Annotated in this window: 24 protein-coding genes and 2 pseudogenes; 13 read left to right on the top strand and 13 right to left on the bottom strand. The window is 70.9% G+C overall.

Annotated features, from left to right (window positions below; translation table 11 throughout):
* Positions 1 to 46: 46 nt before the first annotated feature.
* From hemC to hemB, 3 genes are all read left to right on the top strand, one after another.
* Positions 47 to 958 (top strand): hydroxymethylbilane synthase, encoded by a 912-nt coding sequence (gene hemC / locus Sfulv_RS12410; RefSeq protein ID WP_256668894.1) that lies wholly within the window; start codon positions 47 to 49, stop codon positions 956 to 958.
* Positions 955 to 2,622: a bifunctional uroporphyrinogen-III C-methyltransferase/uroporphyrinogen-III synthase gene (locus tag Sfulv_RS12405; RefSeq protein WP_173313748.1), complete on the top strand. Its 1,668-nt coding sequence runs from the start codon at positions 955 to 957 to the stop codon at positions 2,620 to 2,622. Before hemC ends, Sfulv_RS12405 begins: the two co-directional genes overlap by 4 nt.
* A gap of 115 nt (positions 2,623 to 2,737) precedes the next feature.
* Entirely contained in the window at positions 2,738 to 3,736 is a 999-nt protein-coding gene (hemB, locus tag Sfulv_RS12400) for a porphobilinogen synthase (protein WP_173313747.1), read from the top strand.
* 75 nt (positions 3,737 to 3,811) lie between these two features.
* Here hemB and Sfulv_RS12395 read toward each other — a convergent pair whose 3' ends face one another.
* The 3 genes from Sfulv_RS12395 to Sfulv_RS12385 are packed head-to-tail and all read right to left on the bottom strand — an operon-like array spanning position 3,812 to position 5,569.
* Positions 3,812 to 4,471: a maltokinase N-terminal cap-like domain-containing protein gene (locus Sfulv_RS12395; RefSeq protein WP_173313746.1), complete on the bottom strand. Its 660-nt coding sequence runs from the start codon at positions 4,469 to 4,471 to the stop codon at positions 3,812 to 3,814.
* A gap of 25 nt (positions 4,472 to 4,496) precedes the next feature.
* Positions 4,497 to 4,748, bottom strand: a complete 252-nt coding sequence (locus Sfulv_RS12390) for a DUF397 domain-containing protein (RefSeq protein ID WP_173313745.1) — start codon at positions 4,746 to 4,748, stop codon at positions 4,497 to 4,499.
* The gene (locus Sfulv_RS12385) at positions 4,745 to 5,569 is read right to left on the bottom strand and encodes a helix-turn-helix domain-containing protein (RefSeq protein ID WP_173313744.1); all 825 of its coding nucleotides are present in this window, start codon (positions 5,567 to 5,569) and stop codon (positions 4,745 to 4,747) included. The genes Sfulv_RS12390 and Sfulv_RS12385 overlap by 4 nt, the downstream gene beginning before the upstream one ends.
* Positions 5,570 to 5,681: 112 nt before the next feature.
* On the opposite strand from Sfulv_RS12385, the pseudogene Sfulv_RS12380 reads away from it, so the two are divergent.
* The 3 genes and pseudogenes from Sfulv_RS12380 to Sfulv_RS12370 form a co-directional block, all read left to right on the top strand.
* Positions 5,682 to 6,071, top strand: a pseudogene (locus Sfulv_RS12380) (ATP-binding protein); the annotation flags it as partial.
* Between the two features lie 196 nt (positions 6,072 to 6,267).
* Positions 6,268 to 7,494, top strand: coding sequence for a phospholipase D-like domain-containing protein (locus Sfulv_RS12375; RefSeq protein ID WP_173313742.1), 1,227 nt, complete (start codon positions 6,268 to 6,270; stop codon positions 7,492 to 7,494).
* 126 nt (positions 7,495 to 7,620) lie between these two features.
* On the top strand, positions 7,621 to 8,046 hold the full coding sequence (locus Sfulv_RS12370) for a GvpU-like protein (protein WP_173313741.1): 426 nt from the start codon (positions 7,621 to 7,623) through the stop codon (positions 8,044 to 8,046).
* 66 nt (positions 8,047 to 8,112) lie between these two features.
* Here the strand turns inward: Sfulv_RS12370 and argS are convergent, their stop codons facing one another.
* Positions 8,113 to 9,885: an arginine--tRNA ligase gene (argS, locus tag Sfulv_RS12365; protein WP_173317787.1), complete on the bottom strand. Its 1,773-nt coding sequence runs from the start codon at positions 9,883 to 9,885 to the stop codon at positions 8,113 to 8,115.
* Positions 9,886 to 10,020: 135 nt separating this feature from the next.
* Between argS and lysS the strand changes: the two genes are divergently transcribed.
* The gene (lysS, locus tag Sfulv_RS12360; RefSeq protein WP_173313740.1) at positions 10,021 to 11,784 is read left to right on the top strand and encodes a lysine--tRNA ligase; all 1,764 of its coding nucleotides are present in this window, start codon (positions 10,021 to 10,023) and stop codon (positions 11,782 to 11,784) included.
* Between the two features lie 80 nt (positions 11,785 to 11,864).
* On the opposite strand, the gene Sfulv_RS12355 is transcribed toward lysS, so the two are convergent.
* The 3 genes from Sfulv_RS12355 to Sfulv_RS12345 all read right to left on the bottom strand — a co-directional run bounded on the left by Sfulv_RS12355 (position 11,865) and on the right by Sfulv_RS12345 (position 15,330).
* Positions 11,865 to 13,235: a DUF2637 domain-containing protein gene (locus Sfulv_RS12355; RefSeq protein ID WP_173313739.1), complete on the bottom strand. Its 1,371-nt coding sequence runs from the start codon at positions 13,233 to 13,235 to the stop codon at positions 11,865 to 11,867.
* Positions 13,236 to 13,434: 199 nt separating this feature from the next.
* Complete coding sequence (locus Sfulv_RS12350; RefSeq protein WP_173313738.1) at positions 13,435 to 14,277, bottom strand: DUF3558 family protein; 843 nt, start codon at positions 14,275 to 14,277, stop codon at positions 13,435 to 13,437.
* A gap of 237 nt (positions 14,278 to 14,514) precedes the next feature.
* A complete protein-coding gene (locus tag Sfulv_RS12345; RefSeq protein WP_173313737.1) occupies positions 14,515 to 15,330 on the bottom strand; it encodes a DUF3558 domain-containing protein in 816 nt (271 codons plus the stop codon).
* A gap of 171 nt (positions 15,331 to 15,501) precedes the next feature.
* Here Sfulv_RS12345 and Sfulv_RS12340 point away from each other — a divergent pair, with 171 nt between their 5' ends.
* Positions 15,502 to 16,695 (top strand): RtcB family protein, encoded by a 1,194-nt coding sequence (locus Sfulv_RS12340; protein ID WP_173313736.1) that lies wholly within the window; start codon positions 15,502 to 15,504, stop codon positions 16,693 to 16,695.
* Between the two features lie 71 nt (positions 16,696 to 16,766).
* On the opposite strand, the gene Sfulv_RS12335 is transcribed toward Sfulv_RS12340, so the two are convergent.
* Both Sfulv_RS12335 and Sfulv_RS12330 read right to left on the bottom strand, forming a co-directional pair.
* Positions 16,767 to 17,525, bottom strand: coding sequence for an SDR family NAD(P)-dependent oxidoreductase (locus Sfulv_RS12335; RefSeq protein WP_173313735.1), 759 nt, complete (start codon positions 17,523 to 17,525; stop codon positions 16,767 to 16,769).
* Between the two features lie 105 nt (positions 17,526 to 17,630).
* The gene (locus Sfulv_RS12330; protein ID WP_173313734.1) at positions 17,631 to 17,981 is read right to left on the bottom strand and encodes a YnfA family protein; all 351 of its coding nucleotides are present in this window, start codon (positions 17,979 to 17,981) and stop codon (positions 17,631 to 17,633) included.
* Between the two features lie 107 nt (positions 17,982 to 18,088).
* On the opposite strand from Sfulv_RS12330, the gene Sfulv_RS12325 reads away from it, so the two are divergent.
* Positions 18,089 to 18,601, top strand: a complete 513-nt coding sequence (locus tag Sfulv_RS12325) for a hypothetical protein (RefSeq protein ID WP_173313733.1) — start codon at positions 18,089 to 18,091, stop codon at positions 18,599 to 18,601.
* Positions 18,602 to 18,653: 52 nt separating this feature from the next.
* Here Sfulv_RS12325 and Sfulv_RS12320 read toward each other — a convergent pair.
* The 4 genes and pseudogenes from Sfulv_RS12320 to Sfulv_RS12305 form a co-directional block, all read right to left on the bottom strand.
* Positions 18,654 to 19,052 (bottom strand): annotated as a pseudogene (locus Sfulv_RS12320) (Mut7-C RNAse domain-containing protein); the annotation flags it as partial.
* A gap of 15 nt (positions 19,053 to 19,067) precedes the next feature.
* A complete protein-coding gene (locus tag Sfulv_RS12315; RefSeq protein WP_173313732.1) occupies positions 19,068 to 19,649 on the bottom strand; it encodes a GNAT family N-acetyltransferase in 582 nt (193 codons plus the stop codon).
* A 493-nt stretch (positions 19,650 to 20,142) separates the two neighbouring features.
* Complete coding sequence (locus tag Sfulv_RS12310; RefSeq protein ID WP_173313731.1) at positions 20,143 to 20,499, bottom strand: ArsR/SmtB family transcription factor; 357 nt, start codon at positions 20,497 to 20,499, stop codon at positions 20,143 to 20,145.
* Between the two features lie 85 nt (positions 20,500 to 20,584).
* Positions 20,585 to 21,169 carry a hypothetical protein gene (locus Sfulv_RS12305; RefSeq protein WP_173313730.1) on the bottom strand — a complete coding sequence of 195 codons (585 nt, stop codon included), beginning with the start codon at positions 21,167 to 21,169 and terminating at the stop codon, positions 20,585 to 20,587.
* 284 nt (positions 21,170 to 21,453) lie between these two features.
* On the opposite strand from Sfulv_RS12305, the gene hemL reads away from it, so the two are divergent.
* From hemL to Sfulv_RS12285, 4 genes are all read left to right on the top strand, one after another.
* The gene (gene hemL, locus Sfulv_RS12300; RefSeq protein ID WP_173313729.1) at positions 21,454 to 22,761 is read left to right on the top strand and encodes a glutamate-1-semialdehyde 2,1-aminomutase; all 1,308 of its coding nucleotides are present in this window, start codon (positions 21,454 to 21,456) and stop codon (positions 22,759 to 22,761) included.
* Positions 22,758 to 23,450, top strand: coding sequence for a histidine phosphatase family protein (locus tag Sfulv_RS12295; RefSeq protein WP_173313728.1), 693 nt, complete (start codon positions 22,758 to 22,760; stop codon positions 23,448 to 23,450). The genes hemL and Sfulv_RS12295 overlap by 4 nt, the downstream gene beginning before the upstream one ends.
* A gap of 206 nt (positions 23,451 to 23,656) precedes the next feature.
* A complete protein-coding gene (locus Sfulv_RS12290; RefSeq protein ID WP_173313727.1) occupies positions 23,657 to 24,910 on the top strand; it encodes a polysaccharide deacetylase family protein in 1,254 nt (417 codons plus the stop codon).
* 67 nt (positions 24,911 to 24,977) lie between these two features.
* Positions 24,978 to 25,580, top strand: coding sequence for a TlpA family protein disulfide reductase (locus tag Sfulv_RS12285; protein WP_173313726.1), 603 nt, complete (start codon positions 24,978 to 24,980; stop codon positions 25,578 to 25,580).
* Positions 25,581 to 25,615: the final 35 nt, after the last annotated feature.

Genomic DNA, 25,615 nt, shown 5'->3' with positions numbered 1-25,615 from the left:
GGCCCGGGCACCGCTCCGGCTGGGAACCCGCCGCAGCAAGCTCGCCATGGCGCAGTCCGGCCTGGTCGCGGAAGCGGTCAGGGAGGTGACCGGGCGTGCCGTCGAGCTCATCGAGATCACCACGTACGGAGACACCTCCAAGGAGCACCTCGCGCAGATCGGCGGGACCGGCGTATTCGTCACCGCGCTGCGCGAGGCCCTCCTGCGCGGCGAGGTGGACTTCGCCGTCCACTCGCTCAAGGACCTGCCGACGGCCCAGCCCGAAGGTCTCGTCCTGGCCGCCGTGCCGGAGCGCGAGGACCCGCGCGACGTGCTGGTGGCGCGGGACGGGCTGACCTTCGCGCAGCTGCCGCCCGGCGCCCGCGTCGGCACGGGTTCGCCGCGCCGCATGGCGCAGCTCAACGCGTACGCCAGGTCCCACGGCATCGACATCGAGACCGTGCCGATCCGGGGCAACGTCGATACGCGTATCGGCTTCGTACGGAGCGGGGAGCTCGACGCGGTGGTACTCGCCGCCGCAGGGCTCAGCCGCCTCGGCCGGACCGGCGAGGTGACCGACTTCCTGTCGGTCGACACCGTTCTGCCCGCTCCCGGTCAGGGAGCACTGGCGATCGAATGTGCTGCGACCAGCACGGACCTCGCCGCCGCGCTCGCCGAGCTCGACGACCCGTACACCCGGGCCGCCGTGACCGCCGAGCGTGCCCTGCTCGCCGCCCTGGAGGCCGGCTGCTCCGCACCCGTGGGTGCGCTGGCCGACCTCCTGGCCGACGGTCAGACTGTCAACGAGCTGCGCCTGCGCGGAGTCGTCGGTTCCACCGACGGTTCCGCCCTGGTACAGCTGTCCACCACCGGTCCCGTCCCCACGTCGCACGACGACGCGGCGGCCCTCGGTCGCGAACTCGCGGCCGAGATGCTCGCCAAGGGTGCGGCCGGTCTTATGGGGGAGCGAGCACTTTGAGCCCCACCGGCCCCGCCGCATCCGACTTTCCTGTCCTGCCCGCAGGGCACGTCACCTTCCTCGGCGCCGGTCCCGGCGACCCGGGACTGCTGACTCTGCGCGCCGTCGAGGCGCTCGCGCGAGCGGACGTCCTCGTCGCCGAACCGCATGTTCTCGACGTCGTCCGCCGCCATGCGCGGACCGGCGTAAGCACGCCTGAGCTGCCGGTTGTTGACGCTTCGTCAACAGCCGTCGGGGTGCCCGTTCTCAGGGACGCGGCCAATCTTGTCATGGAGGCCGCGAAGGGTGGCAGGCGGGTCGTCCGAGCGATCTCGGGCGACCCCGGCCTGGACGGGAACGCGGGCGCGGAGATGCTCGCCTGCGCCGCCGCCGGAGTGCCCTTCGAGGTCGTACCCGGTGTCGCCAACGCCGTGGGCGTGCCCGCGTACGCCGGGGTGCCGCTGCGCGACGAGCAGGGCGCCGACGTCCGGTTCGTGGACGCCCGTACCGCCTCGGACCGCTGCTGGGCCGAGGTCGGCGCGAGCGATGCCACGGCCGTCGTCTCCACGACGCTCGACTCGGTGGCCGCCGCCGCGGGTGAGCTGGTCTCGGCGGGCCGCAAGCCCGACACCCCGCTGACCGTCACGATCGCCGGTACGACGACCCGCCAGCGCACCTGGACGGCGACCCTCGGGACGATCGCCCAGCTGTTCAAGCAGACGAAGGTGCTCCCCTCGCCGGACGGGCACCAGCCCGTCATAGCCGTGGTCGGGGAGCGCAGCTCCGCCGCCCAGCGTGAGCAGCTCGCGTGGTTCGAGTCCAAGCCGATGTTCGGCTGGAAGGTGCTCGTGCCGCGCACCAAGGAGCAGGCGGCCTCGCTCTCCGACCAGCTCCGGTCCTACGGCGCCGTGCCCCACGAGGTGCCGACGATCGCCGTCGAGCCGCCGCGTACGCCCCAGCAGATGGAGCGCGCGGTCAAGGGCCTGGTGACGGGCCGCTACGAGTGGATCGCCTTCACCTCGGTCAACGCCGTGAAGGCGGTCCGGGAGAAGTTCGAGGAGTACGGGCTCGACGCCCGTGCCTTCGCCGGGATCAAGGTCGCGGCCGTCGGTGAGCAGACGGCCGCCGCGCTGATCGACTTCGGTGTGAAGCCGGACCTCGTGCCGTCCGGTGAGCAGTCCGCCGCCGGGCTGCTGGATGACTGGCCGCCCTACGACCCGGTCTTCGACCCGATCGACCGGGTCTTCCTGCCGCGCGCCGACATCGCCACCGAGACCCTGGTGGCCGGGCTCATCGAGCTGGGCTGGGAGGTCGACGACGTCACCGCGTACCGCACGGTCCGCGCCTCGCCGCCGCCCGCCGACACGCGTGAGGCCATCAAGGGCGGCGGCTTCGACGCGGTGCTCTTCACCTCGTCGTCGACCGTGCGCAACCTGGTCGGCATCGCGGGCAAGCCGCACAACGTGACGGTCATCGCCTGCATCGGCCCGGCCACGGCGAAGACCGCCGAGGAGCACGGCCTGCGGGTCGACGTGCTGTCGCCCGAGCCGTCGGTGCACAAGCTGGCCGAGGCGCTCGCGGCGTTCGGCGCGCAGCGCAGGGACGCGGCCAAGGAGGCCGGTGACCCGGTGACCCGGCCGAGCGAGCGGCGTCCGGGTGCGCGCAGACGTCGTACGACGACCTGACACGCCGGGTCATGGGGTAGCGGGGGGTCCGGTCGCTTCGGCGGCCGGACCCCCGCCCCGTTTCCCGGCGCGGGTGTCGGTAAGACGGCGGGGTGCGCGGGTCTATCGTCGAAGGATGACTGTGTACGGAAACTTCCCCGGCTCCCGCCCCCGGCGGCTGCGGACGACGCCCGTGATGCGACGCATGGTCGCCGAGACCCGGCTCCACCCGGCGAACCTGATCCTTCCCGCGTTCGTGCGCGAGGGCATCGACGTGCCGGTCGCCGTCTCGGCCATGCCCGGCGTGCAGCAGCACACCCTGGACACCCTGCGCAAAGCCGCCGTGGAAGCGGTGTCGGCCGGGGTCTCGGGGATCATGCTCTTCGGCGTCCCGCTGGACGAGAAGAAGGACGCCACGGGCACGGCGGGCACCGACCCGGACGGCATCCTCCAGCGTGCTCTGCGCGGGGTACGGGAAGAGGTCGGCGACGAGCTCGTGGTCATGTCCGACCTCTGCCTGGACGAGTACACCGATCACGGCCACTGCGGGGTGCTGACCGAGGACGGCCGGGTCGACAACGACGCGACGCTGGAGCGGTACGCCGAGATGGCCCAGGTCCAGGCGGACGCCGGGGCCCATGTGGTCGGCCCCAGCGGCATGATGGACGGCCAGGTCGGCGTCGTGCGTGACGCGCTGGACCAGACCGGGCACGAGGACGTGTCGATCCTCGCCTACACCGCGAAGTACTCGTCCGCGTTCTACGGGCCGTTCCGCGAGGCGGTCGGCTCCTCGCTCAGGGGCGACCGCAAGACGTACCAGCAGGACCCGGCGAACACCCGCGAGTCGCTGCGCGAACTGGCGCTCGACCTCGACGAGGGCGCCGACATGGTCATGGTGAAGCCGGCCGGGCCCTACCTCGACATCCTCGCCAAGGTCGCCGACGCGGTGGACGTGCCGGTGGCCGCGTACCAGATCAGTGGTGAGTACGCGATGATCGAGGCCGCCGCCGAGCGGGGCTGGATCGACCGGGACGCCGCGATCCTGGAGAGCCTGACGGGCATCCGCCGCGCGGGCGCGCAGATGATCCTGACGTACTGGGCGACCGAGGTCGCGCAGCGGCTCGGGCGCGGCTGAGCGGTCGCCGGACGGCCTTGCCGCGGCTGTGCTGATGGCTCGGGGGGCCCGAGCCATCAGCACGGAGCCCGGGGTCTACGGGTGGGCGTGGACGACGGCGAACACCGTGCGGGCCATGGTGCCGTCGGGCAGCGGGGCGTCCGCGGTGAGGTGGCCCAGTGCCGGGCCACCGGGGTTGCCGCCGGGCTGGAGCACGCGGTTGAGGTGGATGCCCAGCCGACACCCGTCATCCGCCGTCTCCACGACGAGGTCCGTACCCTCCGGGTCGTCGCTCACGATCGTGGACGAGAGCGCCGCACCGGGGACCGGCTCCGCGATCCAGCCGGTGACGGACGGGTCGGCGGCGGCGCTCGTGCTCTGCATCTGCGGCTCGGCCTTGCCGATGAGCAGCGCGAACAGCTGGGCGACGAGCACCGGGTCGTGCGCCCCGTCGTACACCCACCGCTGCCCCAGCACCCCGTGCTCGGTGGTGCCGATGAGGGCCTCGTCGCCGCCCACGATCGGCGCGCCGCGATAGCTGCACGGCACCTGGTACGTCACCGGCCGGGCGCCCGAGGCGTCGGTGACCACCATGAACTCGATGCCGACCTCACCCTCCGGGTCGTCCAGCCGGAAGCCGCCGGCCGGGGCCAGCTCGGGCCGCCCCTCGCCCCGGTACCAGGGCTGTGCGGGCAGCCAGGAGGTGAGGAGTTCCAGCTTGGTGGGCGTCAGTGTGGTGGGGTGGATGACAGCCATGGTGGTGGTAGCTCTCCCGTGGGGCTCAGAGCAGTCGGCGGCCGGCGGCGAAGCCGGTGAACGCGGCCCAGGAGGCCGGTGTCAGGTCGAGAACGGGACCCTCGGGGTTCTTGGAGTCCCGGACGTGGATGGCGGTGGGGTGGGCGGCGATCTCGACGCACTGCCCGCCTTCGTCGCCGCTGTAGCTCGACTTGCGCCAGTCGTATGCGACTTCCAGGCATTCGCCGCCCTCGCTGCCGCTGTAGCTCGACTTGAACCACTCAAGTGCGGTGCTCATTGCTCTCCTAGCAGCTCGTCCAACAGGTCCCTCGTCCCCTCGGTGTTGAGGGCCTGCGTACGCAGCATCGCATATTTCTGGGACAGGATGCTGACCTCATCGGGGTCTGCAACGAGGTGGCTGCCGCGCTGGGTTTCGGTGTAGGCAATGCGCTGATAGTCCGGCGTCTCCACCAGAATGAACGGCCCGTCGAGCCCTGCGTGCGACTCCCTGCCCGAGGGCATGATCTGGAGGGTGATGCCCGGGAGGCCGGCGCAGTCGCGAAGGTGGAGCAAAGTCTCCCGGTACACCTCGTCGCCGCCGAGGCGGTCTCGCAGGATGGCCTCCGAGAGGACGAAACTGGTGGTCGGGGGCACGTCGCGGCGCAGGATCTCCTGACGCTTCAGCCGTTTGGAGATATGAACGTCGATCTCTTCCCCGCTGAAAGTAGGGACTCGACTGTCGAAGACGGCACGGGCGTAGTCCTCGGTCTGGAGCAGCCCAGGCAGAACCTGGTTCGCGAAGAAGCACAGCGCGACCGCCGCCCGCTCCAGGTCCATGTACTCCTCCGCCCACGCCGGGATCAGGTCCACCTCCGGCATGTTCTCCACCGCCGTCTCCAGCGCGCCCTTCGTGTCCAGCAGCCGGTCCAACTGGCGTGCCAGATCGGGCAGCAGCGCCCGTCTGCCCTGCTCGATGGAGGCGATCGTCTCCACCTGGAGGCCGACCAGCTCAGCCAGCTGGGCCTGGGTCAGATTGGCGGCGACGCGGAACACGCCGACCAGTTTGCCTACGAGCTTCATCGCCGACGCGTTCTTGCGCTGCCGCTTCCTGGGGTGCATACGCTCCCATTCCCCACACTCGTCCGTACTTCACGCATGAGCGACCCGTACAAGAAATCTGTACGGGTGCACGCACTGCTCAAGACTAGTCACAGACTGTGACTCTCGTCCCATGAATGAGACGATGCACCTCTCGCTGCTGCGCGAGCGGTTCTACCGGCGGGATCGCCGATCGGTCGCGGCGGCACGGGAGTTCGCGGGAACGGCGGCCACCGACTGGGGGTTCGGGGCGCGCCAGGACGACGTGGTGCTCTGTGTGAGCGAGCTGGCCACCAACGCGCTGGTGCACGGGGTGCCGCCGGGGCGCGGATACCAGGTGCGCCTGCTGCTGCGCGCGGAGGGCAGGGTGCTGCGGGTGGAGGTCCACGACAGCGGCGGCGGTGAGCCGGAGGTGCGGGAGCCGGAGGGCGAGTCGGGGCGCGGGCTGCTGCTCGTGTCCGAGATCGCCGACCGGTGGGGAGTAGGCGGGCGCGATCCGGGCAAGGTTGTGTGGTGCGAGTTCGGTCACGTCCCTCCGGGCGGTGGACACCGTGTCGAGCAGGACCGTACGCCCGGTGGCCTGGACCATCTCCAGGACCAGCAGCTCGGTCTCGCCCTCCGTCTGCTGTCCCTGGCGCACCTCCTCGTCGCGGACCCCGGGTAGAGTCGCCCAGCCGCAGCGGCGGATGCCAAGCCCTCTCGTGCCTATCAGGTGGATCATGTCCAGCAGTATCGAAGACAGAGCAGAACGAACGACCGGGACGCCTGGCGACCCGGACCCGGCCGTGTTGACGCGGCGTGCGCTCCGCCTGCGACGGCGGCTGGAGCGGCTGATCGGCATCGCGGCGTCCGAAGGCAACGCGCTGGTCCCGTTCCGTAACGGTGACGCGATCTTCGCCGCGATGCTGGGCGCCATCCGTGACGCCGAGCACACCGTGGACATGATGACGTTCGTGTACTGGCGCGGTGACATAGCCAGGGACTTCGCCGAGGCGCTCGCCGAGCGGGCCCGCGCCGGTGTACGGGTGCGGCTGCTGCTCGACGGGTTCGGCAGCCGGCTCATAGAGCAGGGCCAGCTGGACATGATGAGCGAGGCCGGGGTGAAGGTCGCGTGGTTCCGCAAGCCCCTGCACCTGTCGCCGTTCAAGCAGAACCACCGCTGCCACCGCAAGGTGCTCGTCGTCGACGAGACGACGGCGTTCACCGGTGGGGTCGGGATCGCCGAGGAGTGGTGCGGCGACGCCCGTAACGAGCACGAGTGGCGCGACACGCACGTGCGGCTGCGCGGGCCCGCCGTGGACGGCCTGGCCGCCGCGTTCGCGCAGAACTGGGCGGAGTGCCACACGGATCTGTTCGACGAGCACGACCGGTTCGTCGACCATCCGCCGGAGGGCGACGCGGTGGTCCAGGTGGTGCGGGGCTCGGCCAGCTACGGATGGCAGGACATGCAGACCTTGTTCCGGGTCATGCTGGAGTCCGCCGAGGAGCGCGTGCGGGTCTGCACCGCCTACTTCGCACCCGACACCTACTTCGTCGAGCTGCTCTGCGCGGCGGCGCGGCGCGGTGTCACGGTGGAGATCCTGCTGCCGGGACCGCACACCGACAAACGGGTCTGCCAGCTCGCCGGGCAGTACCACTACGAGGAGCTCACCGACTGCGGGGTGAAGATCTACCAGTACCAGCCGACGATGATGCACGCCAAGGTGATGACGGTCGACAACGTTGCCTCGCTGATCGGCTCGACCAACTTCAACCGGCGCTCGCTCGACCACGACGAAGAAGTCATGCTGGCCGTGCTGGACCCGGAGCTCACCGGCACGCTCGACTCGCACTTCGAGGACGACCTGAGGCAGAGCCAGCTGATCCGGCCGGACCGGTGGAAGCGCCGGGCGTGGACGCAACGGGCCCGTGAGGCCGCGGTCGTGCCGATACGCCGGTACCTCTGAGACAGGCGGCGGTACGGGGGGCCTCGGCAGCGGGTCTCCGGTGCGGTGCGGGTGTGTCAGGACCGGGTCCGGGCAGATGACGTCTCAGAATGTGCGCCATCGTGCTCTCGCGCCGAAGGGATACCCATGAGCGAGTTCGCCGGGACGTCGCAGGGACCGGCATCGGTGATCACCGAGCCGTTCCCCGACCTCCAGCTCCAACTGCTGATCCAGCTCCTCGACCGCGAGCTGCGGTCGAGCCTGCCGATCACGCTCAACGTCCCCAGCGGGGTGCTGTACGGAGACATCATCGGCCACGAGGCGTGGAAGGCGGAGTGGGCGAGGACCCTGCGCCAGGTGGAGGGCGAGGCGGCCAACCTGATCGCCGAGTTCCCCGAGACGGTGGACCAGGGGATCAAGGAGATGAGGGCCGGGGACGACACCCAGCTGCCCCGGTGGATTCACCTGCGGGACGCGACGCTGGTGGTCGGCTCCGTGAACACCGTGTCGATGCCGCTGTGGCGCGGCCGGCTGGCCGACGTGTCGGGCTGGGGGCTGGGGCAGCCCCAGTAGCCCGCAGGCTTCCCCCGTCCCCGCCCCCGTCTGATGGCCTTCGCCGTGGACGGGGGGCGAGAGCGCTCAGAGGCGCTCGGGCGTGCGGATGCCGAGCAGCGCCATCCCCTGGTGCAGGGTGCGGGCCGTCAGGTCGCAGAGGAAGAGCCGGTTCTCGACCACCTCGGCGGGGTTGTCCTCGCTGAGCACGTGGCACTGGTCGTAGAACGTCGTGTAGAGCGACGCCAGCTGGTAGAGGTACGCGGCCAGCTTGTGCGGCTCGTAACCGGCGGCCACCTCGGCCAGGACCTCGCCGAACTGGTCCAGGTGCAGACCCAGCGCGCGCTCGGCCGGGGCCAGCTCCAGCTCCGGGTGCGCCACCGGCCGGGCGTCGCCCGCCTTGCGCAGGATGGAGCGGATACGCGCGTACGCGTACTGGAGGTACACCGACGTGTCGCCGTTCAGCGACACCATCTGGTCCAGGTCGAACTTGTAGTCCCGGACGGCTGACGTGGAGAGGTCGGCGTACTTCACGGCGCCGATGCCGACGTACCGGCCGTTCTCGACGATCTCCTCCTCCGTGAGGCCGACCTTCGCGGCCTTCTCCCGGACCACCGCGGTCGCCCGGTCGATCGCCTCGTCCAGCAGGTCCACCAGCCGGACCGTCTCGCCCTCACGGGTCTTGAACGGCTTGCCGTCCTTGCCGAGCACCGTGCCGAAGGCCAGCTGGTGCGCCTTGACGCCCTCGCCGAGCCAGCCCGCGCGGCGGGCCGTCTCGAAGACCATCTTGAAGTGCAACGACTGCCGGGCGTCCACGACGTACACCAGGCTGTCGGCCTTGAGGTTCCGCACCCGGTCGCGGATCGCGGAGAGGTCGGTGGCCGCGTAGCCGTAACCGCCGTTGGTCTTCTTGACGATCAGCGGGACCTTGTTGCCGTCGGGGCCCTTCACGTCGTCGAAGAACACGCACAGCGCGCCCTCGGAGCGGACGGCGACGCCCGTCTCCTCCAGAATCCGGCAGGTCTCCTCAAGCATGTCGTTGTAGCCGGACTCGCCGACCACGTCGGGGTCGTGGATGTCCATGTCGAGCTTGTCGAAGACGGAGTAGAAGTAGATCTTCGACTCGTCCACGAAGCGCTGCCACATGGCCAGCGTCTGCGGATCGCCCGCCTGGAGCGCCACGACCCGGTCCCTGGAGCGGGCCTTGAACTCCTCGTCGGAGTCGAAGAGGACCCGCGACGCCTTGTAGAGGCGGTTCAGCGACGACATGGCGGCCTCGCCGTCGTCGGCGCCGTCCCGGCGGTCCAGCTCGTGCGGGTGCTCGGTCAGGTACTGGATGAGCATGCCGAACTGGGTGCCCCAGTCGCCGATGTGGTGGCGCCGGACCACGTTCTCGCCGGTGAACTCCAGAATCCGCACCATCGCGTCGCCGATGACGGCCGACCGCAGGTGGCCGACGTGCATCTCCTTCGCCACGTTCGGCTGGGCGTAGTCGATGACCGTCGTGCCCGGGTCCGCGGCGGACGGGACGCCGAGGCGGCCCTCGCCGTCCGAGGCGCGGGCGGCGAGCGTCTCGGTGATCGCCCGGTCCGTCAGGGTGATGTTGAGGAAGCCGGGGCCCGACACCTCGATGTCCTTGACCGGACCGCCCGCCGGGAGGGCTGCCGTGACCTGGGAGGCGAGTTCGCGCGGATTGCCCTTGAGCTTCTTGGCGAGCGCGAGGACGCCGTTGGCCTGGAAGTCGGCCCGGTCGCTTCGGCGCAGCAGCGGGTCCGCGGTGCCGGCATCCGGCAGTGCTGCCGTCAGGGCGTCCGCCAGCTGCTGCTGGAGCGTGGAAGCGAGGGAAGTGACCGAGGCCATCAGCTGGCTGCCGTTTCCGTAGGGGTACAGGGGATCGGCCAAGTATCCCACGCGGGGGAAAGCCGTTTTCGCGCTGTCGCCGGTACCTGGGAGAATGGGCGGCGCCCCCCGACGGGACCTACGTGAGAGAAGGACGTGCCGACCGTGGCCGAGAGTCAGACCAGCACCGAGACCGACTGGGTCTCCCGCTTCGCGGACGATGTCATCGCCGAATCGGAGCGTCGTGCACCTGGCAAACCGGTCGTCGTCGCCTCCGGTCTGTCCCCCTCCGGCCCCATCCACCTCGGCAACCTCCGCGAGGTGATGACCCCGCACCTGGTCGCCGACGAGATCCGCCGCCGGGGCCTCACCGTCCGGCACCTGATCTCCTGGGACGACTACGACCGCTACCGCAAGGTGCCGGCCGGCGTCCCCGGCGTGGACGAGACCTGGGCCGAGCACATCGGCAAGCCGCTGACGTCGGTGCCCGCCCCGGCGGGCTCCGCGTACCCGAACTGGGCCGAGCACTTCAAGGCGGCCATGACCGGGGCGCTGGAGGAACTGGGTGTCGAGTACGACGCGATCAGCCAGACCGAGCAGTACCTCGCGGGCACCTACCGCGAGCAGATCCTGCACGCGATGAAGCACCGCGGTGACATCGACGCGGTCCTGGACCGCTACCGGACGAAGAAGGACCCGGGCGCGGCGGCCAAGGGCGGCAGGAAGCCGCAGCAGCAGAAGAAGGCCGACGAGGCCGAGCTGGAGGCCGCCGAGGGCTCCGGCGCGGCGGAGGAGGACGACGGCAGCGGCAACACCGCCGGCTACTTCCCGTACAAGCCCTACTGCGGCAACTGCGAGAAGGACCTCACCGTCGTCACCTCCTACGACGACGACAGCACCGAGCTGAACTACACCTGCTCGGCCTGCGGGTTCGCGGAGACCGTCCGGCTGAGCGAGTTCAACCGCGGCAAGCTGGTCTGGAAGGTCGACTGGCCGATGCGCTGGGCGTTCGAAGGCGTGATCTTCGAGCCGAGCGGTGTCGACCACTCCTCGCCCGGCTCCTCGTTCGTCGTCGGCGGCCAGATCGTGCGCGAGGTCTTCGGCGGCGTCCAGCCGATCGGACCGATGTACGCGTTCGTCGGGATCTCCGGCATGGCGAAGATGTCCTCCAGCAAGGGCGGCGTCCCGACGCCCGCCGACGCGCTGAAGATCATGGAAGCGCCGCTGCTGCGCTGGCTGTACGCGCGCCGCAAGCCCAACCAGTCCTTCAAGATCGCCTTCGACCAGGAGATCCAGCGGCTGTACGACGAGTGGGACTCGCTGGCGCGCAAGGTCGCCGAAGGCTCCGTGCTGCCGGCCGACGCGGCGGCGTACGCCCGGGCCGTGGGCACGGCCGCCGGTGAGCTGCCGGCCACCCCGCGCCCCCTGCCGTACCGCACCCTCGCCTCGGTCGCCGACATCACGGCCGGAGCCGAGGACCAGACGCTCCGCATCCTGAGCGAGCTGGACCCGGAGACCCCGCTGACCTCGCTGGACGAGGTGCGGCCCCGCCTGGACCGCGCCGAGGACTGGATCACCAGCCAGGTCCCGGCCGAGGCGCGCACCATCGTCCGCGACGAGCCGGACAAGGAACTCCTCGGCTCGCTGGACGAGCAGGGGCGCGAGTCGCTGCGGCTCCTCCTGGAAGGGCTGGACTCGCACTGGTCGCTCGACGGGCTGACCACGCTCGTCTACGGCGTACCGAAGGTGCTGGCCGGACTGGAGGCGGACGCGAGGCCGACCCCCGAGCTGAAGGTGGCCCAGCGGTCGTTCTTCGCGCTGCTGTACCGGCTGCTGGTCAGCCGCGACACCGGGCCGCGGCTGCCCACGCTGCTGCTCGCGGTGGGGGCGGACCGGGTGCGCAGGCTGCTCGGCGCGTAGGTGCGCGAGGTGTGGGAGCGGAGGGCCGTCACCCGGGATGCGGGTGACGGCCCTCCGTCGTCGTGCGCGGTGCGTGTGGCTTACGCGATGTGGTCCTCGGCGAGCAGCGAGTGGTGGCGGTTCTTGAACTCCGGCATCAGGCGGCGGATCAGAGCGGCGCTGCGCGGGTGGCGGATGTCGCGGCTGTCCGCGACGTATATGTCCAGGGCCTCGACGCTCGGGTAGTCGTTGTTCTGCTGCACGAAGGCCGAGAACGCCTCGTACGCGATGTCGGCGAACGCCTCGTCCTCCTGCGCCCACTCCAGCGGGTCCTGCTGGGGTTCCTGCGGCTGCTGCGGCGCGGGCTGAGGCGCGGACTGGGGCTGGGCAGCGCGGGGATGCGGGACCGCGCCGATCGTGCCCACGTCACCGAGGGGCCGGGTGCGGCCGGCGGGGCCCGAGGGGATCATGACCGGGGTGGGTTCGAGACCTTCGACGTACTGCGGGTTGTACGCACCCTCGTACGCGCCCTCCGGCACCTGGGGTGCCGCGAACCAGGGGCTCTCGTGACTGAGTTGCGACTGCTGCTGTTGCGGGTGCTGCTCGTGGGGCTGAGGCTGCTCGAAGTCCTGCTGATGGCCCTGTGCGGGACCGTTGTCCCGGCCTCGCTCGGACTCCGGGTCGTTGCCCTGCTGGTGCTCGTGCTGCTCGTGGTGGTTCTGGGGCGGGGTGTACGGGAGTTCGGCCTTGGGCTGGGCGGGCGCGACCGGCGGCAGCAGGGCCGGTTCGATGCCCGCGGCGGCGAGTCCCGCCGGGGCGGTCTCGGCGAGCGGGACGCCGTACTTCGCCAGGCGCAGCGGCATCAGTGACTCGATGGGGGCCTTGCGGCGCCAGCCGCGGCCGTACCGGGCCTGGAGGCGGGCCTGGTATATCAGCCGGTCCTGTTCGAGCTTGATGACCTGCTCGTAACTGCGCAGCTCCCACAGCTTCATCCGGCGCCACAGCTTGAACGTGGGTATCGGGGAGAGCAGCCAGCGGGTGAGGCGTACGCCTTCCATGTGCTTGTCGGCCGTGATGTCCGCGATCCGGCCCACGGCGTGGCGGGCGGCCTCGACGGAGACGACGAACAGGATCGGGATCACCGCGTGCATGCCCGTGCCCAGGGGGTCGGGCCAGGCCGCGGCGCCGTTGAAGGCGATCGTCGCGGCGGTCAGCAGCCAGGCGGTCTGGCGCAGCAGCGGGAACGGGATGCGCATCCACGTCAGCAGCAGGTCGAGGGCGAGCAGGACGCAGATGCCCGCGTCGATGCCGATCGGGAAGACGTAGGAGAACGAGCCGAAGCCCTTCTCCACGGCCAGCTCACGGACGGCCGCGTACGAACCGGCGAATCCGATCGCGGCGATGAGCACCGCACCGGCGACGACGACTCCGATGAGTATCCGGTGCGTGCGTGTCAGCTGCATCGCGGCCACGCGCGATCCCCTCTCCGACTCTCTGTCCTGGGCTGCTGCCCGGCCGCCCGACTTCGGACGCCCGGCGAGGGCACAGCCTGGCACACACGCCGGGCAGTTGTTGCGCGGGGAGGGGGGAAGCCCGGCCCTCCAGGGGAGGCCGGGCTTCCAACAGGCTTCTGCGGCAAGGGGGTTGGGCCTCGCCGGAGTGCGGCGCCGGCTAGGACCTGGCCGTCGACTTGGCGGAGGACTTGGACGGCTTGGCGGACGGCGTGGCCGGCTTGGCGGACGACTTGCCCGTGGCCGGGACCTTGGGGGCGGAGGAGCCCGTGTCCTTGTCGGCCGCCGGGGCCGCGTTGGCGGTGGCGACCGAGGCGACCGCCTCCTTCGCCGCCTTCTCGGCACCCTTCAGGATGTCGGCCGCGGACGGCGCCTTGGCGCCCGCGTAACCGGCGCCGTTGTAGGTGAGGGTGACGACGACGTTCCCCGTGCGGGCGACGACCGTCGCGTACTCGAAGTCCTCGCTCGTCTTGGTGAGGTCGTACGTGACGGCGGTGGCCTGCTCGCCGATGCCGTCGACGGCCGCGGAGCTGAGCTTCTTCGCGCCCTCGGTGGCCTGGGCCTTGGCGACCTGCTTCGAGTAGTCCTCCGTCGCACGCTCGGCGCCGCTGCCGAGCGACTGGTCCGAGTCGAAGCGGGTGAAGCCCACGTCGAGCCAGCGGTACTGCGAGCCCTTGACGCCGTTGTCGTCGAGGCCGTTCCAGGAGCACCCGGCGCGGGCGTTGACGTCGCTCGACCTGCCGGCTGTGCCGCCCTTGGCCTTGGCCTTGGGGACCAGGGACGAGACGGTCTTCTTCGCGAGTGCCTTGCACGGGTCGGGCAGCTCGGAGAACTTCGCGGGCTCGACGACCGGAGCCGTCGGCTTCGCGCTCGCCGAGGCGGAGGCGGCGGCGGACTCCGCCTTCTCCTTGCCGTCGTCCGACGAGCAGCCGGCGACGACGAGCATCACCGGGACGGCGGCGCAGGCGAGTATGCGGGACAGTCGCGGGGCTGATCGGTGCATGGTTCCTTCACTCGGATGGCACGGCGGTCTCGTGCGGGTCTTCGGTCGGGCGGGGCGTGCGGGTCGGGCGGGGCGTGCGGGTCGGGCGGGGCGTGCGGGTCGGGCGGGCCGGTCGTCCGGCGGACGGCCGTGCGGATGGTCCGAAGGGCCACGGTACGACGGACGGTGGACGGATGCCGCCTCGGCCGCCGGACCCGCCGGGGTGGGCGGGGCGCGGTCCCGGCCGCCGGACCGCGGTCACTCGCTGAGCGTCTCGGCCAGCTTCCGGGCCAGTGCCCGGGCCTTTTCCTGTAGTTCCCTGCTGTCGGGGACCTTGGTGACGAGGGTCGGCTGCTCGGCGTACCGGACGGTCACGATGACGTTCGATGTGCGGAACACCACGCTCACCGTGCGGTGCTGTGCGGTGGAACCCGCCCGGGTGAGGACATCGTCCAGGAAGGCCGTGTCGCCCAGATTGTCCAGGACGCGCGCTTCGAGACCCTCTGAGGGGGCGCCGGGGGTGCCGGGAGCGGGAGAGGTCTCGGGGGTGTCCGTGGTGGGAGAGGTGCCGGTGCTGCCTGCGCTGCCCGTGCTGTCGGTGGGGGTGGCCGTACCCGCGCTCTTCCCGGCGCCGGGCGTCGCGGCGGGGGAGAGGCCGGCCGCGCTCTCCTTCCTCGTGTAGACCTCGCCGGCCAGCGTGTCGTCGCTCACCGCGGGGTCGTAGGACACCACGCGCTCGAAGTCGATGACGAGGTTCCGGGACATGTCCGGGGAGTCGGCCTTCCAGCGGCAGCCGACCTTGCGGTCGGTGTCGTAGGTGACGGCGGCAGTGCCCTCGTACACCTTCTCCCGCTGGTCCTCGGGCAGTTCGGCGGCGCCCGGCAGGAGGTCCCTGAGAGTGGCGAGCGGAACCGCGCGGCACGGTTCGGGCAGGGTGCGGTATCTGCCGGGCGGCGCGGCCGGGACCAGGGGGCTGCCCGCCTTGCTGTCCGCGTCGGACGCGGTGCCGTCCGAGCCCGCGCTACAGCCGGCGGCCAGCGCTGCCAGGAGCGCGACGCCGGGTACATACGCCATGTGTCGCACGCTCCCAGGCTCCCTTCGGTACGAAAACAGGTTGCCGCCCGTTGGCGGCCGGTGGACACAATGTGTATCGCACGCGCCGCTGCGCATGCCGGTCGGCTGACGCGTTTGCCGATCTTGGCGCCAGTTTTGCGCTTTCAGACTTTCCGGGGGAATAGAGGAGTTATGTCGTATGTAGAGGTGCCGGGGGCGCAGGTTCCGATCCGGATGTGGGCCGATCCGGCGTCGGTCGAGGACGGGGCGATGCAGCAGCTCCGCAACGTCGCCACGCTGCCCTGGATCAAGGGTCTCGCGGTCATGCCGGACGTCCACTACGGCAAGGGCGCGACCGTGGGTTCGGTGATCGCCATGCACGGCGCGGTCTGTCCCGCCGCGGTGGGCGTGGACATCGGCTGCGGGATGTCGGCGGTGAAGACGTCCCTGACGGCCAACGACCTGCCGGGTGATCTCTCGCGGCTCCGGTCGAAGATCGAGCAGGCCATTCCGGTGGGCCGGGGCATGCACGACGAGATGGTCGAGCCGAGGAAGCTGCACGGCTTCCCCACGGCGGGCTGGGACGACTTCTGGGGCCGGTTCGACGGGATCGCCGACGCGGTCAGATTCCGTCAGGAACGGGCTACGAAGCAGATGGGCACGCTCGGCTCCGGAAACCACTTCTGCGAAGTGTGCATCGATACGGACGGTGCCGTATGGCTGATGCTCCACTCCGGCTCGCGGAACATCGGTAAGGAGCTGGCCGATCACCACATCGGTGTCGCGCAGGGCCTGCCGCACAACCAAGGTCTGATCGACCGGGATCTGGCGGTCTTCGTCTCGGGGACCCCGCAGATGGCCGCGTACCGCAACGACCTGTTCTGGGCGCAGGAGTACGCGAAGTACAACCGCGCGATCATGATGGGGCTCCTCAAGGACGTCGTCCGCAAGGAGTTCAAGAAGGCCGGGGTCGACTTCGAGCAAGAGATCAGCTGCCACCACAACTACGTGGCGGAGGAGCGGTACGAGGGCATGGACCTGCTGGTCACCCGCAAGGGGGCGATCCGCGCCGGTTCGGGGGACTACGGGATCATCCCCGGTTCCATGGGGACGGGCTCGTACATCGTGAAGGGCCTCGGGAGCGAGAAGTCGTTCAACTCGGCCTCGCACGGCGCCGGCCGGCGGATGAGCCGGAACGCGGCGAAGCGGCGCTTCACGACACGGGACCTGGAGGACCAGACGCGGGGCGTGGAGTGCCGCAAGGACTCCGGCGTCGTGGACGAGATCCCGGCGGCGTACAAGCCGATCGAGCAGGTCATGGAGCAGCAGCGGGATCTGGTCGAGGTCGTCGCCAAGCTGAAGCAGGTCGTGTGTGTGAAGGGGTGAGCCCCGCGCGGCGGCACAGCTGAGCCCCGGGCCGCAGGCGGTCCGGGGCTCCCTCGCGTCGGGGCGTGCGGTCAGAGGGTGCGGTGGATCTTGGTGTTGGAAGCCTGGGCGCGGGGGCGGACCACCAGGAGGTCGATGTTGACGTGGCTGGGGCGGGTGACGGCCCAGGTGATCGTGTCGGCCACGTCGGACGCGGTGAGGGGGGCGTCGACGCCCGCGTACACCTTGGCCGCCTTCTCCGTGTCGCCGCGGAAGCGGGTCGTGGCGAACTCCTCGGTCCTGACCATGCCGGGGGCGACCTCGATGACGCGGACCGGGGTGCCGACGATCTCCAGGCGGAGGGTCTCGGCGAGGACGTGCTCGCCGTGCTTGGCCGCCACGTAGCCGCCGCCGCCCTCGTAGGAGGAGAGGGCAGCGGTGGAGGACAGGATCACGACCGTGCCGTCGCCGCTCGCCGTGAGGGCGGGCAGCAGGGCCTGGGTCACGTTGAGGGTGCCGATGACGTTCGTCTCGTACATCTGGCGCCAGTCCGCGGGGTCGCCGGTGGCGACGGGGTCCGCGCCGAGCGCGCCGCCCGCGTTGTTGACGAGGACGGCGAGTGAGCGGAAGGCCGTGGCGAACTCGTCGACCGCTGCGCGGTCGGTGACGTCGAGCGCGTACGCCGTCGCCTCGTGCCCCGCTTCAATGATCTCCGCGGCGAGCGCCTCGATGCGGTCCTCGCGGCGGGCGGTGAGCACGACACGGAAGCCGGCGGCGGCGAGCTGCCGGGCCGTCGCGGCACCGATGCCGCTGCTCGCGCCGGTGACGACGGCGATGGGGGTGGCGGCCATGGCGATCTCCTCGGACGGCTGAGCGGTACGGGCCAAGGATAGGCAGGCCGGCGGGGCGGTGGGGGAGGGGGCTACCGGCTCTGGGGCCCCCGGTGGAGGAGAGGGCTACCGGCCGCGGGGCGCGTACATGATCAGTGCCATGCCGGCCAGGCAGACGAGTGCGCCGGTCACGTCCCAGCGGTCCGGGCGGTACCCGTCGGCGACCATCCCCCAGGCGATCGAACCGGCGACGAACACGCCGCCGTACGCCGCGAGGATGCGGCCGAACTCACCGTCCGGCTGGAGCGTCGCCACGAAGCCGTAGAGGCCGAGGGCGATGACGCCGGCGCCGATCCAGGCCCAGCCGCGCCCGCCGTGCGTCTCGCCGCCTCGGACCCCCTGCCAGACGAGCCAGGCCCCGCCGATCTCCAGGAGCGCGGCGACGGCGAAGAGGGCGACGGAGCGTGCGAGGAGCATGACAGGAGCGTTTCACGCCGGGGTCCGGTGGGCCGTGCGGGTGGGGTGAGGCGCGTCGAACCGGTCAGCAAATACGGACGATTGGGGGTGATCGGTATGTTCACCGCATGGTAGCGACGCGTAGAGCTCTGCTGGGGGTGTCCGCCGCGGTGGCGATGGCGGCGACCGGGTTGTGGGGGGCCGGATCGCCGGCCGCGGCCCGGCCCGTGGTCCCGGCCGTGGCGCCGGGCCTGGCGCCGGAGGCCGATGTGTCCCATCACGGGCACGTCTCCCTCTGGGAGGACCGGCTCGGTGTCCGGCTGGAGAGTGCCAACAGCGGTCCGTGGGATCTGGCGGACGTCACGGTGCGCCTGCGGTTCTCCGCACCCCTGGCGGGCAGTCAGGGGCTGCCTCAGGGCTGCCTCCGGGGCGGTCGCAGCACGGTGCTGTGCCGGATGGGGCCGTTGCCGGCGGACGGGGAGATCCGCCGGGCCGCTCTGGATCTGCGGCTCGGGTCCCGGCCCGCCGAGGTGGTCATGCGGGTCGACACGGTGTGGAGCGGCGGTGTGCGCGACCGGGCGCCGCGGAACAACGAGCACGAGGTGCTGGCGCCTGCCACCGGGGACGCGTACGCGTTCTGAGGTGTCCGGCGGTGCCACCGGGGTCGGACGGTGCTACCGGCCCGGGACCGCGCTAACGGCCCGGGGCGGCGTTGTCGGACCGGGAGGCCGGGGCCCCGGTGCCAAGTCCGCCGAACTCGCGGACGGCGTCCGCGACGATGGTCTCCAGGCGCGCGTGGTGCGCTCCCCGCCAGTACACCCGGTCACACGCGGCGCACCGGGCGAACACGTCGTAGGACTGCTGCGTGCCGTGCTCCAGCCGTCCGCTCACCGCGCTCTTGTCAGCGTCCACCAGCGTCCCGTTGCACGCGGTGCACCGCGTCCACGGCGCGAGGACCGGTGCGAAGCGGCCGAGTACGTCACGGAGCTGGGCCTGCGGACGGTCGCTGTGGACATACGCCCCCGCCCAGATCTCGCGTCGGCGCAGCAGCCCCCGGTCCCGGGAGAGCAGCACCCGCCGCTCAGTCGCGGCCGATCTCCGGTCCGTTCACCCCGTCAGGATGCCATCAGGGGTGTCCACCGGGCCCAGGTCCAGCCGCCAGTCGTTCGACCGCATCGGGTTGCCGGGCGGGTACTCCAGCTCGCAGGTGCCCCGCAGCTCGAAGCCGGCCTTCCGGCACACCGCGTTGGACGCGCCGTTCTCCACGGACGGGTAGGCGTGCAGGTAGCGGTGCCTGCGCTCGGCCCGTGCCGCCGCGGCGACCGCCCTCGTCGCCGCGGTCGCGACGCCGAGGCCCTGGAAGCCGGGGAGGACGGCCCAGCCCGTCTCGTACACCTCCTGGCCCTGCCAGGTGCGCTGCCAGAAGCCGATCGTGCCCGCGTCCTCACCGTCGGCGGCCAGGACGACGCGGTACATGCGGCCCTTGCCCGTGCGGTCCGCGCTCAGCAGGGTGTAGCGGGCGTGGCGGAGCGCCAGCTGCTCATCGCTCTCGGGTCCGCCGAGGTGATCCATCAGCTCCGGTGCGTTGGCCCGGTGGAGCAGTTCCAGGTCCCCCTGGGACCAGGGGACGATCCGGACCGGGGCGGCGGGCCGGTCCGGGGCGTGCTGTGGTGACACGGTGCTCTCCATGCGAAAACTGTAGAGCGGGGCACTGACAGCGGGGCGGGGCGGCGGGGGTGCGGCTGGGCGGCGCCGTAGAGGGGTGCCAGGCTCCCGTACGCCCCGTCGACGATGTCCTCGGCCCGGTCCAGCGTCGCGCGCTCGGCCAGCCGCAGCGCTTGACGGGTGTACGGGGAGGGCGGCGCGGGGTGACGGCGCCGCCACCAGCCGGCGCACACCGCGTAGACGCCGCTCACGAGGACCAGCACGGGAACGGCAAGTGTCGCCAGGACGTCGCGCACGATGGGTCCCCTCGGTGTCGGTGATTGATACATCGGCACGTTCGGTGGATGGGCTGAAGAGGTAACTTCCGCCAACAAGTGGCCGGATAGAGCCCAATGGGCGGGTGCGTCCGGCTCAGGACCGAGGAGTGCGCAGCGCCCGCAGGTGCGGCGCGCCGGCGTCAGGCGAGGTCGTGTACCAGGCGCCGTCCCCGAGCCTCCAGGGAGCGGTGAACGCGGCTTCACCCCTTCGGGGTCAACAGCTGCCCCATCGCGGCGACCACGGAAGGCTCGACCCGGTAGTAGACCCAGGTGCCGCGCCGCTCGGAGGTGAGCAGACCCGCTTCCTTGAGCTTCTTGAGGTGGTGGGAGACGGTCGGCTGGGAGACCCCGACGTCGGAGATGTCGCAGACGCACGCCTCGCCGCCCTCGTGGGACGCCACCATCGAGAAGAGGCGCAGCCGCACCGGGTCGCCGAGCGCCTTGAACATCGTGGCCGTGCGGACGGACTCCTCGGCGGTCAGCGGGCGCTCCGAGAAGGGCGGGCAGCACGGCGCGACCGGTGACTCCAGCAGGGGCGACGCCTTCGTGTTCGACATGCGTCTATGTTGACACACGTCGAATCAACTGGTCCCGGGCCGGAAGGGGGAGCCCAGTCGCGGGGCGGGCGGTGCGGCTCCGGGCTCAGGGCCACACCAGGCAGTACGCCTGGTGCCCCGCGTCGTGCAGCCGGTAGGAGAAGTCCTGCCACTCGTGGAGCAGCTGGTAGACGTTGTACGCGTCGCGGGGGCCGCCCCGGTCCGGGACCGTCGACCAGATGAAGGCCGCCGCGCCGACCGACTCCTCGCCCACGTCGCGCAGGGGGTCGACGACCGTCATGGGCAGCTTGACCACCGCGTAGTCCGGGTGCAGGACGACCAGTTCGAGCGGGGGGACCTTGTGCAGGGGTATGCCCTGTATGCCGGTGAGGACCATCGCCGCCACCGTCTCCGGCTTGATCTTCGTGAACATGCCGCCCATGCCGAGCTCGTCACCGCCGAGCTCCTCGGGGCGCATCGAAATGGGTACGCGTGCTGCCGTGGCCCCGTCGGGGGCCCCGAAGTACTTGTAGGTCACCCCCACGCGGCCACTGCTCCTGCTTCCGGGACCTCTCGCGTTCCCTGCCTGCGCACCCTGCACGCGTTCCGCCTCGCGCCGGTGCCGCCCTCGTCGGGCAGGCTCGGGCCCCAGGTCGTCCATCCCTTCGCCCACTCCGCCACCGCGATGCATATCTCATCCACCCGACTACTTCTTAGGAGACGCAACGCCGGCCGCGCAACCCGATCATCGTCTCAGTGACCTCCCCCACGGGCGCGCGGTGAAACACCTGTCCGCAAGACCGTCCGGGCCTCTGACACCATGGCATGTGTGAGCTTTTCCTAATGACGCCCCAGTTTCGCAGACGCGAGGGGGCTGACGCCCTTTCGTGATACGAGGAGAGTGCGCTCCTTGCTCACCGATGGCCAGGACTTCCGGCCCGGCCTCCCGCCCCCGAATCGCAGATCAGGACCAAAGTGGCGTATTCATACGAAGCCCCAGTTTCGCAGTCGCTGTTCGACCGTGCGTCCGTCGTGACGCCCGGCGGCGTGAACTCTCCCGTACGAGCCTTCCGGGCCGTGGGCGGTACGCCCAGGTTCATGGTGTCCGGTACGGGTCCGTACCTCACCGACGCCGACGGTCGCGAGTATGTCGACCTCGTCTGCTCGTGGGGACCGATGATTCTCGGCCATTCCCACCCCGAGGTCATCGCGGCTGTCCAGGACGCGGTCACCAGGGGCACCTCGTTCGGTACGCCGGGTGAGGGCGAGGTCGCGCTCGGCGAGGAGATCGTCGCGCGGATCGAGCCGGTGGAGCAGGTGCGGCTGGTGTCGTCCGGCACCGAGGCGACCATGTCCGCGATCCGGCTGGCCCGCGGGTTCACCGGCCGCGCGAAGATCGTGAAGTTCGCCGGGTGCTACCACGGGCACGTCGACGCGCTGCTGGCCGCCGCCGGTTCCGGTGTCGCCACCCTCGGCCTGCCCGACACCCCCGGCGTCACGGGTGCCCAGGCCGGCGACACGATCGTGCTGCCGTACAACGACCTGGAGGCCGTGCGGGCCGCGTTCGCCGCGCGGCCCGGGGAGATCGCCTGCGTGATCACCGAGGCCGCGCCCGGCAACATGGGCGTCGTACCGCCCATGGATGGCTTCAACGCCGGGCTCAAGGAGATCTGCGCGGCCAACGGCGCGCTGTACATCTCCGACGAGGTCATGACGGGCTTCCGCACCTCCAAGGCCGGCTGGTACGGCGTCGACGGGGTCCGCCCGGACCTGATGACCTTCGGCAAGGTCATGGGCGGCGGCTTCCCCGCCGCCGCCTTCGGCGGGCGCGCCGACGTCATGGCGCACCTCGCCCCGGCCGGTCCCGTCTACCAGGCGGGCACGCTCTCCGGGAACCCGGTCGCGACCGCCGCCGGGCTCGCCCAGCTCCGGCTGCTGGACGACGCCGCGTACACGAGGATCGACGCGGTCTCCGCCGAGCTGCGCGGGCTGGTGGGCGAGGCGCTCACCAAGGAGGGCGTCGCCCACACGGTGTCGGCGGCGAGCAACATGTTCTCCGTCTTCTTCACCGATCAGCCGGTCCGCGACTACGAGGACGCGAAGAAGCAGGAAGCCTTCCGCTTCACCGCCTTCTTCCACTCGATGCTGGCGCAGGGCGTCTACCTGCCGCCGTCCGCCTTCGAGTCCTGGTTCGTCTCGACCGCGCACGACACGGCGGCCGTCGAGCGCGTCGCGGCCGCCCTGCCGGCCGCCGCGCGCGCCGCGGCGGAGGCCACCGCATGAGCGGGGACGCGAGCCGCGAGGAGAAGACCGTGGTGCACCTCGTACGCCACGGAGAGGTGCACAACCCGGACGGCGTGCTCTACGGGCGGCGCACCGGCTACCACCTCTCCGAGCTGGGGCAGCAGATGGCCGACCGGGTCGCCGAGCACCTGGGCAAGCGTGACATCACCCACGTCGCCTCCTCCCCGCTGGAGCGGGCCCAGGAGACGGCCGCGCCGGTCGCCTCCTCGCACGGCCTGGAGACGGCCACCGACGAGCGCCTCATCGAGGCGGCCAACGTCTTCGAGGGCAAGACCTTCGGGGTCGGTGACGGGGCGCTGCGCAGGCCGGGGAACTGGAGGCACCTGACCAACCCGTTCACCCCGTCCTGGGGCGAGCCGTACGTCGAGCAGGTCGTACGGATGATGGGTGCCCTGGACGCGGCGCGGGACGCCGCGCGCGGCCACGAGGCGGTGTGCGTCAGCCACCAGCTGCCGATCTGGATCGTGCGGAGCTTCGTGGAACGCCGCAGGCTGTGGCACGACCCGCGGCGGCGGCAGTGCACGCTGGCCTCGCTGACCAGCTTCACGTACCTGGGCGACAAGATCGTGTCGGTCGCGTACTCGGAGCCGGCCCGGGATCTCGTACCGGCGCATCTGCTGGCGGGGGCGAAGCCGGTGAAGGGCAAGTCGAAGGCGTTCGGCGCCTAGCGGGACAGCCCTCAGGGGCGAGGCGGTGCGCGGTGCGTCCGGGTGCCGCCTCGCCCCCGCACCACCGGGACGCCGCCTGGTCCCCGACCCGCCGCTGACGTGTGCGCCCGATCTTTGTTCCCATTTCCGGAACCCCCGTTCGACTCCGGACATCTAAGCCCTCGCCGGTCGTATCGGTGTGAGGTGAACGACGCGGATGGGGAGATATGCGCGAGATCGAGCGAAGGGGCCTGCTGAGCGCCGGGCTGGGAGCCGCTGCCGCCATCGGGCTCTCCGGCTGTGATCCCCTCGGTAAAGAGAAACCGGGGCACGGGGATATCTCCGGCGGCGGTCCGGGCGGCGACGGAAAGAGGCCCGCTGCCCGGCCTCCGAAGAACAGGACCGGACTGATCGGGGACGGCTCGACCGCCGACACCGGAAAGCAGCCCCACCAGCCCACCGCCCCCGTGCCTCTGGAACCAGGCCAGAAGCCGCCGCAGTTCGTGATCTTCTCCTGGGACGGGGCGGGCGAGGTCGGCAACGGGCTCTTCCCGCGCTTTCTCGAACTGGCCAGGGAACACGACGCCGCGATGACCTTCTTCCTCTCCGGGCTGTATCTGCTGCCCGAGTCGAAGAAGTCGCTCTACCGTCCGCCGAACAACCCCCGCGGCGCCTCCGACATCGGCTACCTCACCGACGACCACGTCAGGGACACCCTGAGGTACGTCCGCGAGGCGTGGCTCGACGGCCACGAGATCGGCACGCACTTCAACGGGCACTTCTGCGGTGGTCCCGGATCGGTCGCCACCTGGTCGCCCGCGCAGTGGGAGAGCGAGATCCGCCAGGCGGTCTCCTTCGTCACCGAGTGGCGGACCAACACCGGCTGGGCCGGACCCGATCCGCTGCCGTTCGACTACCGCAAGGAACTGATCGGCGGGCGCACGCCCTGTCTGCTCGGCCAGGACGCCCTCCTGCCCGCGGCGAAGAAGCTGGGATGGCGGTACGACGCCAGCTCACCCGGCGGCCGGCAGGTCTGGCCGGGGAAGCGCCAGGGACTCTGGGATCTCCCCCTCCAGGGGATGCCCTTCCCGGGGCACTCCTTCGAAGTCCTCTCGATGGACTACAACATCCTCGCCAACCAGTCGCTGAATTCCACCAAGGGCATGCCCTCCCGCTATCCGGGCTGGCGGAAACAGGCGGCGGGGGCCTACCTGAACGGCTTCCGGCGTGCGTACGAGTCGAATCGCGCGCCCTTCTTCATAGGCAACCACTTCGAGGAGTGGAACGGCGGAATATATATGGACGCCGTCGAAGAAGTGATCAAGCGCATCGCCGGTGAGCCCGACGTGCGGCTCGTCTCCTTCCGGCAGTTCGTCGACTGGCTCGACGTACAGGACCCGGCGGTGCTCGCGAAGCTCCGTACGCTCGACGTCGGCCAGTCACCGGCCGGAGGCTGGAACGCCTTCTTCACACAGCCTTGACAAGGGGCTTCCCGGGCACCGAGGGGGGCGCGCAAGATCCTCGAAACACCCATGCGAAACTTTTCACATGAGCTTTGGTCGCGCACACCGACGCCGCTGCATCCCGCTCGCCGCCATCGCGGCCGCGGCGCTGGCCCTGTCCGCGTGCGGTGGGGACGGCAGTGAGGCCGGTGGCGGCGGCAACACGAACTTCGTGACGGGGAGCGGCGGAGTCTCCACCGTGGCCAGGAGCGAGCGCACCGCCGCGCCGAAGCTCGACGGCACCACCCTGGACGGCAAGCGCCTCGACGTCGCCGACCACAAGGGCAAGGTCGTCGTACTGAACGTCTGGGGATCGTGGTGCGGTCCGTGCCGCGCGGAGGCCAAGCACTTCGCGAAGGTGTCGAAGGAGACCGCGGACCTGGGCGTCCAGTTCATCGGCATAAACACCCGGGACCCCGAGAGGTCCGCCGCGGTGAACTTCGAGAAGGACTACGGCGTCACCTACCCGAGCTTCTTCGACCCGACGGGAAAGCTCATCCTCCGCTTCCCCAAGGGCACGCTGAACCCGGTGGCCATCCCCTCGACCGTGGTCATCGACCGGGAGGGCAGACTCGCCGCCCGCACCCTCCAGGCCCTCAACGCGGAGGACCTGCGCAAGATGATCGACCCGCTGATCGCGGAGAAGTGACCCGGTGACCACCCTCGCCGCGTACAACGAGACCG

The sequence above is a fragment of the Streptomyces fulvorobeus genome, from assembly GCF_013167895.1.
GTDB classification, from domain to species: Bacteria; Actinomycetota; Actinomycetes; order Streptomycetales; family Streptomycetaceae; genus Streptomyces; species Streptomyces fulvorobeus.
This window is presented reverse-complemented; position numbering and strand designations above follow the sequence as displayed.